We start from the raw sequence: 13,522 nt of genomic DNA, 5'->3' as shown, positions 1-13,522 counted from the left end.
GTCCCGGCTACAGAATTTGATGGCGTGGGGAGAACCCCGCTTGCCATGGGCTCCAAGTCGTCATGAGGATGCTCGGACTGGGCGGGTATTCAGAATCTCCCATCGTAGAAGTTCTCGAATCTCTTACTTGTAAGCTCTTCTGACAGCGAACGGTGAGCAATCGACCCCAAATCAGGCAAAGTTCATTCAGCACTGACGGCTACAGGCACGTCGCAATAATCTACTCGGTGATGGATTTCGTTTCGGCGAGATAATCCTCCGCCTGTCTCGCTATATTACTGAAAAAGCTTCGGGCGAGTTCCGGTGCGGCCGAAGAAGCTGGCTGCTGCCCTTCATATCCCCGCTCGATCACCATTGCGATAGCGGCACCGCTCATAGACATTGGATGAGCAATTTCCGCCTCGAAAGCAGCGATCGTCGTGTCGCGAAGAATGCCAATCATGCTGCTTGTCGTCTCGAGATCCCATTTCCTTACGTCAGGTGATTCGCCTTCCGTCCTTGTACTGTCAAAACCCTCGATCATCATCAACGACACGTGAGCAATTTGGGCAGTCCGGTGAGCCAAAATCCGGTGTCTACGCAATTGAATTGCGAAGCCAGTTCTCTGGTGGCGGTCAGCATCTCTCACCTGTTTAGAAAGGTAGAGAATAGTCGGTATGGCAGCAATTACTGCGGCCCATCCGCTCGTCGCCGAAATCCATTCTCGCAGACATGCTTCGCCCGGCAAACAAAGCGGCTCCATTCCATCAACCCACGCCACTCCACCCGCGATCATGGCAACCAATGCGATTGCAATATACAAATATTTCATCCTGCCGACCCCACGTCCCTTTTGCCGTGAGAGGTAAGGACTCCGACCGGGATTCTGCAATAGCAGGCGCGCGATTCAACAGGAGTTGCCGTGTATCGTCAGAAAGTCGGATAATTGAGACTACTCAGCACCGCTTTCGATACGAACATGCAGGCGCCGCCAAGCAGCCATTATCGCGTAACGCCGGGGTATCAGCTGCTGTAACATTGGCCAGTGACGGATCTGGCTGCACCTCCTATACCGGATGCGTCACATGTAAGTTGACACTGGGTATTTGTGACGCGGTAGCCTTCGGCCTAAAGCTTGAGGTTACACATGGCACGCATCGGCTATGCACGGGTAAGTACGGTTGATCAGGATCTTGAAATTCAGCAAACACGGCTGCGAACCGAAGGCTGCGAGATTATTAGATCAGAGAAAGTGTCAGGTGGCAGTCGCGAAGGTCGCGCCGAATTGGCGACGGTTATCGAGTTCCTAAGAGAGGGCGACGAGCTCGTGGCCACGCGCCTTGATAGGCTTGGGCGCGATACCCGCGACGTGCTAAACATAGTGCACGAGTGCCATCAGCGGGGAGCATTCGTAACGATCCTCGATCCACACGTTTCTACACGCGGCGAGATGGGTCAAGTCATTCTCACCATACTTGGTATGGTTGCCCAGATGGAGCGACGATTTTTGCGCGAGCGGCAACGAGAGGGCATACAAAGGGCGAAGGCAGCGGGTGCCTACAAAGGGGGGAAAGTTCGCATCGACCGCGACATGATACGGAATCTGGTCGCTCAAGGTATGAGCCTAACTGCCGTAGCGCGCGAGGCGAAGTGTTCCCGAATGCAGGTGTATAGGATCCTCCGGAAGGCTTAGCTCGGATCGCGATGTCGGCGGTCGCTGGGCACGGTTTGGTAGGGTTCAGCTTTGAAAACGCAGGGCCAGCTGGAAGCCATGCAAAGTTAACCTCAGACGGGATCTAAAACGTCAGGGATAAAGCTCTCGCGGCTCCTGCTCGGCGAGAAGCCCGAGCTTCGCTCAGCATTTTTCGAAGAGGAACTATACTAGTCCGCCATCCCTCACCAATGATACTAGGCATCAGCAGTTCGTCGGCCAGTTCACGCGCCTCATCAAATCGATTATACTTAAGAGCCCTATCGACTAGGTCAAATGACGATTCATCGATTGAGCTAGGCGGCAAGAGAATAGGAAACCGGCGGGCGTCCTTCAGTTCGAATTTTAGGACACCGCCGCCGTAACCGCGACCGATAGCCTCTGCAGCTAACTGGGCAAACGTAGTTATCATAGAAAGCGAAATAATCTTCCGTTGGATACAACTAATATCCGTTTTAAATTGGATCTTATGTAACGTATTTGTGCAGAATATACCCGATTCAACCAAAGATATATTCGGGCCAAGGTCGTTCATATAGGTAAAGACGGCATCACAAGAGCCTTCAATTCCCACGCGCCACCATGGCTTGCGCTTATTGAGCCATACAGTGTTTCGACGCACCGAGGGTGAAATGGTAGCGAGTCGTCGCCGCACTGGTCCATCTTTGGGCCCGAGTTCAGCCGGATACAAAAGCCACGTTTTGTGACCAACTGCTGCCAGTTCTTCAAGGTCTTCCTTATGAATTTGAAGGCCACGGACCTGTTTTGCCCTGCTGACAATGGGCAACAGTGCATCGGGAGGAATGCCGAACTCCTCCACCTCGGCCCTTGTCAAAAGAAATGTCTTGTTTGCACCGGTAACAGCGCCGATTGAGAGGCGCCCGTACTCCGAAAGAGGCCGGCTGTTAAGCTTGAGTGTATCAAGTGCATCGAATGCCCGCGACCGTTGCGGGCTTCGTTTGGGTGCCACGGTTATTGACGAATTAATCTGATAGCCGTCGGCGAGCAGAAATACCCCTCGTTCGTCAGCCGCGCCGGTCCAGTCTGGTTTCGATCGCATTTCCTTAAGCTGAACATCGCGAAAATTTAACCTCAATTGACCAACTAGATCCGCCGCATAATCTGTAAACGTCGCAGCACCGGGAACAATGAACGCCAACCGTCCCCCCGGCCTTAAAAAACTTTGAGCATGAAGCAGGAAGTACACCCAGAGACCGGCGGCTCCACGGATTGGAAACGTCTGCTTCAGCTCTCTTCTAAGGCCTTCAGCAATCTGGTGGTTGCGCGTGAAGGGGGGATTTGCCAAGACTACATCAAAGGGGCCCAGCGAGGCCGGCTTCAATTTCAGAAAATCATGTTTGAAAAGGCCGGGCAAAGGAGGGTCAAGCGATTGCTGCAGCGTTGAGATCACGGTTCCATCGATATCGTAACCGCATATTGCTTCCGAGGAAGCACCACCCAAGTCATCGATCCGAGCCATCGCCGCTTTGACTAACGCACCTTCCCCCACGCTAGGCTCCAGTACCCTTTCGTGAGGCTCCCGGATGGCCCATTCACATAGCCACGCAGCCTCAGCCTCCGGGGTAAAATACTGCCCGAGGCGTTTCCTTCCATGCGGAGATGTAAAACGCATTGCGACCAGTTCGAAGAGAAGCGTTCAGAAAATTTTAGTCGGCGCTCAATAGCTCACAATGAGCTTATCGCGCAATGGCTCCAAATAGGAAGGGATTTGAACAGCTCTCGGAAGCATTATCTTGCTAACCCTACGCCGTCTCTTGGCAGCCGTAAGAACAGCAGGAACATCGATTTTATGGTTTGAAAGCATCGACGACACAGTAACAACAAAAGGTGACAGATCGAGGTTCTTGGCCCCTTGCCCCTTCTCCGTATCGGCGCGGAGGTACCCGATAGACGAATCAACACCGACATTTAAGAGATCGGCTGCTGATTTTACCGCCTGCGCTAGCCGTTGCATATCTTTGGGCAATGCAGACCTGTCCCAGAGCGACGTGAAGGTCGAGATAATCTTATCAAGCGCTTCGTACTCAGAGTGGCCCTTGGCGATAATGTCAGAGCCAGCTAGGTTGCTGAATTGTTCGATCGAAAGCTCTGCATGCTCGAGCATTGCTTTAATCTGGTAAGCAACACGCAGTTTCGCCCAGCTAACTTCGTCCGTCTTATAGGTGAGATCGTGAGTTGCGATTCCCCACGCGTGTTGCAGAAACGTCTTTATTTGAATTTCGAACAGAACATCATTGATAGGTTCGTGCCCACGAAAACTAGGTTTAAGTTTGGCATATAGCCTTAGATCGTCAAACTGAAATTCCGACGGTCTTCCCGCCGCGACCGCCAAATTTTCAGGCCGACGAGATTCGATTTTGAAGGTCCTCGAAACTGCTTCTGTGGCTGCTGAAATCTCTGTAGAGTTCCGAACAACAAACGTACAGGCAAAGAAGTCATCTATTTTAAAGCCTTCGAGAACTCTGCCAGATTCCACTTTCAAGGCGAAGCTCTCTTCCGACTTAAGTCTCGATTCATAGTGCCAACGGGCATCGAAATTGCCTCGCAGACTGTCAACCTCTCGCTTAATCAAGCTGTTTATAGCTTGATGCTCCGCGTAGGCATCGCGTATAGCCTTGTCAGTCTTCAAGTCTGCAACGCCCTTCGTAACGCACTCAAACGCTTCGCTCGCTGCGGGAACTCTGTCGTGGCACTCTGATTTGCATCAAAGTATTCGAGCGCCGCGTTGTAAAGGGTCGGTTCGCCTTGCGTTACCTGCACTTCATTGTCAGAGGAATCTTCCGCCTGCAGCTCTTGCGCATCGGGGATTTCGTGGTCAATAAACTTCTTCTCTCTTGCTATAAGCGCAACTGTTTCCATGAGTTGGAGGTACTTTTGCGCAGTATCGTCAGCAGACAATGGTTTGTCTAAAACCAAGACCGCCCATAGCACATACATATTTGAGACGCTCGACAAATAGTCGGCTATGCGCGGCTCATGATCATACATTTTAGTTAGAAAATCTCTTGCGGATGACAGAATGGTCCGGAACTTTTCCTCATCGAAAGGCGCCTCGGACTCATCTCGTTCGGCTAGATCATCGTAGTCTGCATAGACATTGTCGATTGCAGCATGTTCGAATCCAACAATCTTCTCGTCGATGATCAGCATTAGAAGCTCAGCGACGAACTGCACATCGGCCATCCGCCGAGCGCGCCCAGTGGTCGATATCCCAAGTTTACGCCAGATACCCTCGTTTACTTCTCGATCTACTTCTCGACTGAACCACCCATCATACCGAGCATTGCGTAACTCCTGCTGAGTTAGCTTGCGGGAGTTTTTGTTCATTCGCTCGAATATCTCATTGACGATCGAGCTTTCGACATCATCAAAATACTCGACGACGAATGGATAGTTCAGAAATGCGTTCCGCATCTGCGTGTCGGAGACGATATCCTTCCATCGCTTATTGTTGAGCCGTTCATCACCGTAGTCCTCCGGAATCCGGAGCCGATTATCAGCAAATTTGATGATAGTTTCAATTCTTTGCTTCCCATCGACAACATGGAACATGGCGGATCCATATTGATCTATTGTTTTATGAAGATACACAGGCGGACAGGGATAACCTCGAAATAGGGTATCCAAGAAGTAGCGACGATCCTTGGGAGTCCAAACAGATCGCCGCTGGTAAGGTGGATCGAGGTCCAAACGTCCCGCTTCGTTCTGGTCCAAGAACCAAGAAATGTCCTGCGTGCCCGGTCGCCTGCTAATTTTAACCAACTGAGGATCCAATCAATGCTCGGATTTTATCAACATCACTAGGTAGCATACCGATGCACGAGTGCAACTACCGTCACAAATGATTTCATCCCTACAAAGGCGTGCAGATCAGTGCTTGCACCGAATTCCTAGGTCGGCACCTCGGTCCTTTGGTCCTTCAAGCAATATGGCGGCTACCTCCTCCAATTCGATCCTGCTGTAAGAGTGTCCTCGGTTCGAAGGCCTCTTCGCTCGAGCATGGCGAGGCCGGAGAGCACACTCTCTTTCACTCAAAAAATACTCACTCGCTCTTCACTCACCACCTCACTCCCTCCCTCCTTGATCTGCAGCACTCCTACTGTGCACCGAAGTTGGATTTGGCAAGAGCTTTGGCTATCCGCTTTACTCACATGCGTTCGTGTACATGTAATAATTATGCTGGATGAATGCCTGTAACTGTTAGGCTCATCAATGCCGAAGCATATAGGCGTGATGCGGCAGTCACGGCAGGCTAATCAAAAAAGTGGTGTGATCATCGTGCAGACTTAAAGGGTATGAGATTGCCATGAACGCGCCTCAAACCTCTGAAGAACAGACGATGAGTAAGGCGTTGATTGAGGAGCCAAGCATCATACTCACAGAGCTCGGCAGAAGTTGCTTGTCCGGTAGCTTTTGCTTTCCCGCGCCGATTTGCCCCAGCAGGCGGAACGAACTCAACTTTGCGTTTCGCTGAGTACGCCAAAACGTTATGCAATGATGTTACCGGCTTGACGACGACAGGACGCCACTTCTTACGTCCCGCGAGAAATTGGACCGGGGGCTTTCTAAGGGGCCGAAACGCCTCGCGCACTGCATCCTGAGGTGCGTTGGTGGCAAGGACGATGTGGAAATGCATGACCCATCGGCGCACGCCCCTGTACCATTCCATCATGGCAACTTCTGCGAAACCGAATGCAATATCAGTTGAGAAGAGATGAGACGCGTTCCTAAACCGCCGCTTTATCCCAAGCGTCGCAGCCGACAGACTAAGTTGTGATAAACTGCCCGTACTGCAGGAGTACCAAGGGTCAATCACAGTAACGAAGAAAAGCCGTTTATTGGACGCCTGAAGTAGATTGGCAGCCTGTACGAGTAGGCGATTAGTCTCAGCCCGCTCTCCAAACCAACAGGCACCGCTACAAACCGTGTGAGGACACACGCCTTCTCCGCACGCCTCTAGATGACGCCATTTCTCTTCTGGAATACCGTTGCGCGCGAAGCGAGCCATCATCGCCCATTGGGCATGGTACAACTCCTCAAGCGTGCGGATCTGCTCTGCGCCGTGCAGGCGCAGTGATTCAGCCTCTCTCTTCTGTATATATCTTGCCTTCGCTTCAGCTTCACGCTTTCGAGGATCGATCACTTGGCTCTCCAACTAAACGGACGGCGGCCAATTGATGACCGCCGTCGCTCATCTCCTCAGGATTGAGACGTGCTGCCGCGAGCGTTCAACTTCTTGAAGTCATTCAGGCCTTGCACGCTGTACAAGCAGCGGGACCCCATCTTCATAAACTGGGGGCCGCCGCCCCGCACTCGCCAGTTCTCCAGCGTTTTTGGTGAAAGACCCAGATAATCTGCCGCCTCCGCAGTTCCTAAGGCTTCGTTTTCTTGATATTTACGCTTTGCCTGAGGTGCCCGAGTGCCGTAGCTAGGCAAGAAATCGTGAGTTTCTCTGTCAGCTGCCTGCGCACAAAGCGCGGCAATCCGCAGCACGAGCGCCTTCATTTCGTCCAGCGATGTTTTTTTAGAAGTTGAATGCTTCAGTGTCTTCATGACTTTTCGTCCTTGAAAGCCTAGGAGGCTGGACGAAGAGCGACACGCGGTACGACTTCAATCCAGCCGACCGAGGTCGGTTGAGATCGAAGCGTACCTTTTCTCTAAATGAGACGAGGCGGATCAGCTGATCACTGGCCCATTGCGGGCTCGGGTGCTTCATCTTGAAAGATGGATCTCGGCACTAGGCTGGTCAAGAGAAATCATCAAGTTAATTCACTCTCACCATCAAGCAAGCTTTGTATCCGCTTCGAGACATCGTCAGCGGCAAGCTTCAGGGCATCATCTGGCCGATGTACATATCTGGATGTCACAGTGCGGCCGGCGTGCCCTAGCAAACCGCCGATAGTCGAATCAGAATATCCGAGGCCGGACGCGACAGTACCAAAGGTGTGACGCAGAGTGTGGCATGTAGCGCCGCTAATATTGGCAGCCGCAAAGATTTTGGCGACCTCCCGTTTAGTTCCACTATAAGCACCTGAACCTCGACTAGCAGGGAATACGTAATCGTAACCAGCGACTTTCGGCATTGTTTGTAGTATTTTCATCACTGCCGTGCCTACGGCCCGGGTACTCCTCCCGGTTTTTGTATCTGCGAAGCGAAGGCAACCGTCCTGAAAGTCAACCTCACTCCAGCGCAAGGCTGATATTTCGCTAAGTCGACAGCCCGTCATAACGAGTAACCTGATGATCACTCTCGCGTAGGGGTGCTCAGCGGATGCCTTTAGCGCTCGACCAAGTTCTGCGAGTTCCAGATCGGTGAGGTATCGCTCGCGCGGCTGCGCTCTGTATCGCTGAACGCCGTGAACCGGGTTCGAGACTAAATACCCTTGCTCTACCGCATATGCGATTATGCCAGACAATAGATCGACCACGCGCGCGGCGGTCGTCGGCCCACCGGTAACTCTCGCCCGCCCGCGTGGTTTTGTCTTTACATCGACGGCGGTTGCTCCGCTGACTATTTCTGCCATCAGGTGACGCACTGCCTTTCGATCCAAATCTGAGAGGCGAAAAGCGCCTAGAACGGGTTTGATATGCCTCTCGATCCGCCCTCGGTCGATCTGTAGGGTGGAAGCCTTTTTTGGACGTTTGAAACGCGTTAGTACGATTCCAGCTTCAGCAGAGTGAAGATATTCATCACACAGTTCTGCAATTGTAGCGGGCGAAGATGAGGTCGAGCTTCGTGATCTTGAGATGGGTTGCCCGCCAGCAAGGATACCCAACAACCTTCGGGCCTCAGTTCTGGCTGCCTCTACCGTCCACGGCGAACCGAAGCGTCCAATTGTATGCCATCTAGCACGCCCGTTTTCGCGATACTTGAGAATGAACACTCGCGACTGCCTTTGGAGCCGTACGCCGAAGCCGCTTACGCAACCACGGCCTGAGTCCCAAAGGATCGAACCGACTTCCATCGCATCCACATCCCGTTTTGTGATCGACAAGTATAACTCCCAGACTTGATAGCAACCAATTAGCAACCGGCATCGCAGGAACTGCAGGGAAACACAAGCGGGGAAAAGCCGCGAAAAACGCCTGTTTTAAGGAGACTAGGGATGTTAGAGGAAGCACCGAGGAGCCCGACCCCGTCGTTGACATCGTAGGGGTCACAGGTTCAATCCCTGTCACGCCCACCATCCTAATTCAAACAAGGGCTTGCCGAGAAATCTGCGAGCCCTTGTCGCATTCGGGACCAGGCTTTGCGGTCCCGACTCAAGGGGCGATCTTCATCACCTCGTCCCCGACAAAGACGATGACATAACCGCCCTCAGCTTCCGTCTCACCTGCCCAACGCTTCAGGGTCGCAAGATATCCCTCGCCGCGCCAGACATCGGGACGGCGCGGATCGACCAGCACGGTGAGCTGCAGCCCCTGCCGGTAGACCATCATGTGGCTGTGTGCCGGCTCCCACTCCGCCGCCATCTGCGGATCCGTCATCCAGGAACAATAGAAGCTTCGGCACGTCCTCGGCCGCGCCTCATAGGTGAGACAGCCCTGATCGCGCACGCAATGGCGACAGAGCGTATTAGCGGGCTTGTCGAGCTCATCGATGTCCGGCAGGTCGCAACAGAGCGTGCATGCCCCGCAGACGCGTCCAGGCACTGTTCTCGTGGCAGGCTCCGTCATCGGTCCTCATTTCCATTGGCACGCATTCCTAGCATGCCCCCGCGCCCCGTCCTATCCGATCCATGCCATCTCCGGTCATGATCGGCTACGCCAGACTGAAGCCCAAAGCGAAGGCGCACATAACGGAAAAAGCCGCCGGCTCCTCATGAACCGGCGGCTTTCAGATACGCCCCTTCGGGCGGCTGGTCCGTCACGCCACAGCGTGACGAGCAGGTCGGGATCAGGTTTCCGCCGGCGGCCAGGGGCTGCGCAGCGATTTCTCCGAGATCTCGATGATCGGCTTGGGTGCCGCCGGTTCGGTCGGCAGGCTCCAGTTTTCGAGCGGCCCGAGCGACGCGGCGGGCATCGGCGCAGCGGGCTGGGCCTGGCGGTCGTTGCGGGCGACTTCGAGCTGGCCGGTCAGGATAGCGATCTCGGAGCGCAGCTGGCGAATTTCAGCCTTGGCGACTTCGGCACTCGAACGATACTGGCGGATCTCTTCCTGGTCCGCATGGCTGCGTTGGTCGAAGTCCCGCTTCAGGGTTTCGGTGTCACGATCCCGCTTGCCGCGAATGTTTTCCGAATCGCGCAGGCGCATGGTCAGTTCGCTGACCTGCAGCGACAGATCGCGGCGCTGCGACTCGTTGTCGGAATGCGTGGAACGAGCATCGGCAAGCTCCTGCGCCAGACGGTCGGCCCTGAGCGACGATGTGGCGAACTCCGCCTTCACCTGCTTGAGCTCCGAACGCGTCGCCTGAAGTTCGTCCTCGACCAGCTTGACGCGACCCCTCGCCGTCACCAGAAGCTTCTCGACCAGTTCTGCCTTCGAGCTCACCGCCTCGTTTCGGGTGACGAGCTGCGACATCTCGACGGTCATCGCGCTCTGTTTGGTGTCGAGTTCCGACTGCAGCCGCTTGAGCTTCTCTTCCGTGAAGTTCAGTTCCTGCTTCAGCGTCGTGACCTCGCCGACCAGATTGCGCGACAGGTTCTCCTGATGCACCAGGCCGGCCTTCAGCTGCCGCTTGTCTTCCGCCAGCCGTTCGATTTCACGCGCCTGCGCATCGGACTCGCGGCGCGAGGTCTCGATCAGCACCTGATGCTGAGTGCGCTCGGTCTCGTATTTCTCGCGCATGGCGGCGAAATCGCGATTGCGCTGCTCGAGATCATGATGGGCACGCTTGAGAAGGGCCGCCGTCTCGTCGTACTGGCCGATCCGCTCGTCGAGTTCGCGGGCCGCGTCACGAAGGCGGGCTTCGACCACTGCCAGGTCATGGGCATTGGCCTCGTAGAGTGCCTCGAGCCGCACGAGCTTTTCGCGCGCGTCATCGGCGTCGGACCGGAGTTGGGTATTTTCCGCCTTGAGCTCCTTGTTTTCGCCGGCCAGCCGCGCCGTCTCGGCATCCAGCTTGCGCCGCGCATTGCTCTCGTAGTCGAGCAGCGTTGCGATCCGCGCCCGCTCGGTGCGAAGCGTACCGAGTTCGGCGAGCGCATCACCATGCGACGTCAGCAGCGAAGATACCCGCTCCTGCAGGAAGCCGAGACCCGACAGCAGTTGTTCCGAGGAAAGATGGCTTTCCTCGACCACGGAACCGAAGGCCTCGCAGTCGCCGAGTTCTCCCCTGGGTTGCTGCGACATCACGGACGACGAAGATGTCGTTGCCCCGATCGGACGTCCCGCCGACGGTCCGGCCCCGGCAGAAACCTTGTACTGCTCATCGGTACGGCGAAAAAAGCTCATGACCATCTTGTCCCCCAATCCGGTCCCAACAACTATTTCGTATATTTCTAATTAATTGTTTAGAAATGCCTTTTCAGGTCACGTCGTCCACATCAGCTACCCATGATGGGAAGATTGAGCATGTTTTGACCTGCGTCAAAGCAAAGTTTCAGTGCATCGGGCAGCCCTGCCCCGATTCCAACAACTTTCTTTCAGGCATGACAATTTGGCGACGGCCGGGGGCGGTCGACCTGTGCCAAAATGCGACTTTTGATTGATGAAATATAACGGTGGCCGCCCCGTCGGATCACCTCAGCGACTGGCGACGGTGCGGTGCGCCTCGGCGACGGACTCGCGAATCGCGGACGAAAGCGTCGCCACCATCTCGGCAAGCTCTTCCTCGCGGGCATTGTAGGGCGGCGCGAGGATGACCGTGTCGCCGGCGACGCCACCGACATTGCCCGTGCAGGGATAGCAGATCAACCCCGCCTCGAAGGCGCGCCGGCCGATCGCCGCGTGCAGGCTGGCATAGGCGGGAAACGGTTCCTTGGTCTCAGGGTTGGCGACCATCTCGAGACCGATGAAAAAGCCCCGGCCACGCACGTCGCCGACTTCCGCCACATCGGCGAGCGCCGCGCGCAGTTCGGCCTGCAATTGCGCACCGCGCACGGTCACCCGCTCCAGGAGCCGATCCCGCGTGACGATCTTCTGGACGGCGACCCCGGCCGCGCAGGCGGCGGTATGGCCGGTGAAGGTATGGCCGGTCATCGCTCCGCCATGGGCGGCCATCAGGGTCTCGTGGACCTTGTCGCTGTAAAGTGCGGCGCCGAGCGGCTGGTAGCCGGCCGCCAGCCCCTTGGCGATGCTCATGATATCCGGCACGACGCCGTCATGTTCCAGCGCCCGCCAGGTGCCGGTTCGACCCGAGCCGCACATGACCTCGTCGCCGATCAGCAGGACGCCATATCGGTCGCAGACAGCACGTACTGCCCGGGCATAGCCCTCCGGCGCCGGCACGACGCCGCCGGCAGCCCCGACGACCGGCTCGAAGATGAAGGCCGCGACCTTGTCCGGTCCGATCTTCAGGATCTCGTCTTCCAGTTCCTGCGCGAGATAGGCGACGAGGCCTTCGGCGGAGACACCTTCCGGCCGACGATAGGCATTGGCGCTGGAGACGAAGGCGACGTCGAGCAGGCTGCCCTCGAAGGCATCGCGGCGCGTCTTGAAATCGGAGACGGAGAGCGCCCCGAGCGTATTGCCGTGCCAGGAGCGCCGGCGCGAGATGAACCGCCGACGGCTCTTTTCACCCCGGGCCGTATGATACTGGAGGGCGATCTTGAGGCAGGATTCCACCGCTTCGGAGCCGCTGCACACATAGACGATGTTCGGAAAGTGTCCGCCGGTGTTGCGGGTGATGATTTCGCTCAGTTCCTCGACCGCGTCGGAGGTGAAGAGATAGCGATAGGCGTGCGCAATCCGGTCGAGCTGTTCCTTCACCGCTTCCGTCACTTCCGGATGCGCATGCCCGAGGCAGTAGACCGCCGGCCCACCCGACCCGTCGAGATATCGCTTGCCGGTTACGTCATAGACGTAGCTTCCCTGCCCGTAGGCGATTTTCGGCAGGGCCTGCACACCGTAGCTGCTGCCGGTGCTGGTGATCTTGGCGTTGGACATCGTTCTTCTCTGGGCTGGCGCGCCATGGCAAGACGCGGGGACGGGTGGGCTTTCGGGGCTGATGATACAGGCCTCGTTGCCGCGCGCAAGAGAAATTAAACGAGTGTTCAGTTTCCAGATTGACGGCTCAGCCGGACGTGGTCGCGAGCATCGCGTCCGTCCATTGCTCGCAGAGCCCGATCGCCTCCTCGGAGGTGAAGGTTTCTGGGTTCAGGCACCATTCGAGCCAGAGCCCGTCATGGATCGCGACGAGGCCGATGGCCGCGAGCCGAAGATCGGGAAGCGGCCTGCCTGACGCCTCCCAAACGGCCGCGAGCAATTCCTCGAGCAGCCGGCGGTATTCGGCATAGGTGCGGTCGTGCACATCGGTCATGATCGTCGAGTGATCGATCATCCCCCAGAATACGACCCAGGTGCGAAGCGTGCTGCGCTCCAGCACCGGCGCCGACAGCGAGGCACGGAAATAGGCGCTGAGCCGCGCGCGCGCATCGCTTCCGGCCGCCTCGACCTTGTCACGGATATTGTCGAGCAGGCCGAGCGACAAGGCCTCGTAGGCATGCCCCACCAGTTCGTCCTTGCTGGCATAGTGATGATTGATGAGCCCGACCGAGATCCCGGCCTCCGCGCTGATCTTGCGGATCGAGAGACCGGCATGACCCTCGCGGGCGAGGCAGGCGAGGGTCGCCGTGATGAGCGCGCGGCGGCGCTCCTCCGGAAGCTTGCGTTCGAATTTGCCGAGTTCGCCCATGCGCGGCTCCTGCCTG

The 13,522-nt window shown here is 56.2% G+C and carries 12 protein-coding genes; 1 reads left to right on the top strand and 11 read right to left on the bottom strand.

Features of this window, described 5'->3' with window-relative positions; all coding sequences use genetic code 11:
* Window positions 1-220: 220 nt before the first annotated feature.
* Entirely contained in the window at window positions 221-802 is a 582-nt protein-coding gene (locus tag ACX93L_RS01410) for a hypothetical protein (RefSeq protein ID WP_459403190.1), read from the bottom strand.
* 324 nt (window positions 803-1,126) lie between these two features.
* Between ACX93L_RS01410 and ACX93L_RS01405 the strand changes: the two genes are divergently transcribed.
* Window positions 1,127-1,672, top strand: coding sequence for a recombinase family protein (locus ACX93L_RS01405; RefSeq protein WP_459403189.1), 546 nt, complete (start codon window positions 1,127-1,129; stop codon window positions 1,670-1,672).
* 103 nt (window positions 1,673-1,775) lie between these two features.
* Here ACX93L_RS01405 and ACX93L_RS01400 read toward each other — a convergent pair whose 3' ends face one another.
* From ACX93L_RS01400 to ACX93L_RS01355, 10 genes are all read right to left on the bottom strand, one after another.
* A complete protein-coding gene (locus ACX93L_RS01400; RefSeq protein WP_459403188.1) occupies window positions 1,776-3,323 on the bottom strand; it encodes an Eco57I restriction-modification methylase domain-containing protein in 1,548 nt (515 codons plus the stop codon).
* Window positions 3,324-3,368: 45 nt separating this feature from the next.
* Window positions 3,369-4,340, bottom strand: coding sequence for a hypothetical protein (locus ACX93L_RS01395; protein WP_459403187.1), 972 nt, complete (start codon window positions 4,338-4,340; stop codon window positions 3,369-3,371).
* Window positions 4,337-5,425 carry a GmrSD restriction endonuclease domain-containing protein gene (locus ACX93L_RS01390; RefSeq protein ID WP_459403186.1) on the bottom strand — a complete coding sequence of 363 codons (1,089 nt, stop codon included), beginning with the start codon at window positions 5,423-5,425 and terminating at the stop codon, window positions 4,337-4,339. Before ACX93L_RS01390 ends, ACX93L_RS01395 begins: the two co-directional genes overlap by 4 nt.
* 559 nt (window positions 5,426-5,984) lie before the next feature.
* Complete coding sequence (locus ACX93L_RS01385) at window positions 5,985-6,854, bottom strand: hypothetical protein (protein WP_459403185.1); 870 nt, start codon at window positions 6,852-6,854, stop codon at window positions 5,985-5,987.
* Window positions 6,855-6,910: 56 nt separating this feature from the next.
* Window positions 6,911-7,264: a helix-turn-helix transcriptional regulator gene (locus ACX93L_RS01380; RefSeq protein WP_459403184.1), complete on the bottom strand. Its 354-nt coding sequence runs from the start codon at window positions 7,262-7,264 to the stop codon at window positions 6,911-6,913.
* A 206-nt stretch (window positions 7,265-7,470) separates the two neighbouring features.
* Window positions 7,471-8,676: a tyrosine-type recombinase/integrase gene (locus ACX93L_RS01375; RefSeq protein ID WP_459404118.1), complete on the bottom strand. Its 1,206-nt coding sequence runs from the start codon at window positions 8,674-8,676 to the stop codon at window positions 7,471-7,473.
* Window positions 8,677-8,974: 298 nt separating this feature from the next.
* Window positions 8,975-9,388 (bottom strand): hypothetical protein, encoded by a 414-nt coding sequence (locus tag ACX93L_RS01370; RefSeq protein ID WP_459403183.1) that lies wholly within the window; start codon window positions 9,386-9,388, stop codon window positions 8,975-8,977.
* Window positions 9,389-9,608: 220 nt separating this feature from the next.
* Window positions 9,609-11,105: a hypothetical protein gene (locus ACX93L_RS01365; RefSeq protein WP_459403182.1), complete on the bottom strand. Its 1,497-nt coding sequence runs from the start codon at window positions 11,103-11,105 to the stop codon at window positions 9,609-9,611.
* A gap of 291 nt (window positions 11,106-11,396) precedes the next feature.
* Complete coding sequence (locus ACX93L_RS01360) at window positions 11,397-12,758, bottom strand: aspartate aminotransferase family protein (protein ID WP_459403181.1); 1,362 nt, start codon at window positions 12,756-12,758, stop codon at window positions 11,397-11,399.
* A gap of 127 nt (window positions 12,759-12,885) precedes the next feature.
* Window positions 12,886-13,506 carry a TetR family transcriptional regulator C-terminal domain-containing protein gene (locus ACX93L_RS01355; protein ID WP_459403180.1) on the bottom strand — a complete coding sequence of 207 codons (621 nt, stop codon included), beginning with the start codon at window positions 13,504-13,506 and terminating at the stop codon, window positions 12,886-12,888.
* Between the last annotated feature and the right edge of the window lie 16 nt (window positions 13,507-13,522).

The sequence above is a fragment of the Rhizobium sp. CAU 1783 genome (assembly GCF_054551725.1).
The sequence above is the reverse complement of the archived record's forward strand: the minus strand, read 5'-3'. Positions and strand labels throughout refer to the sequence as shown.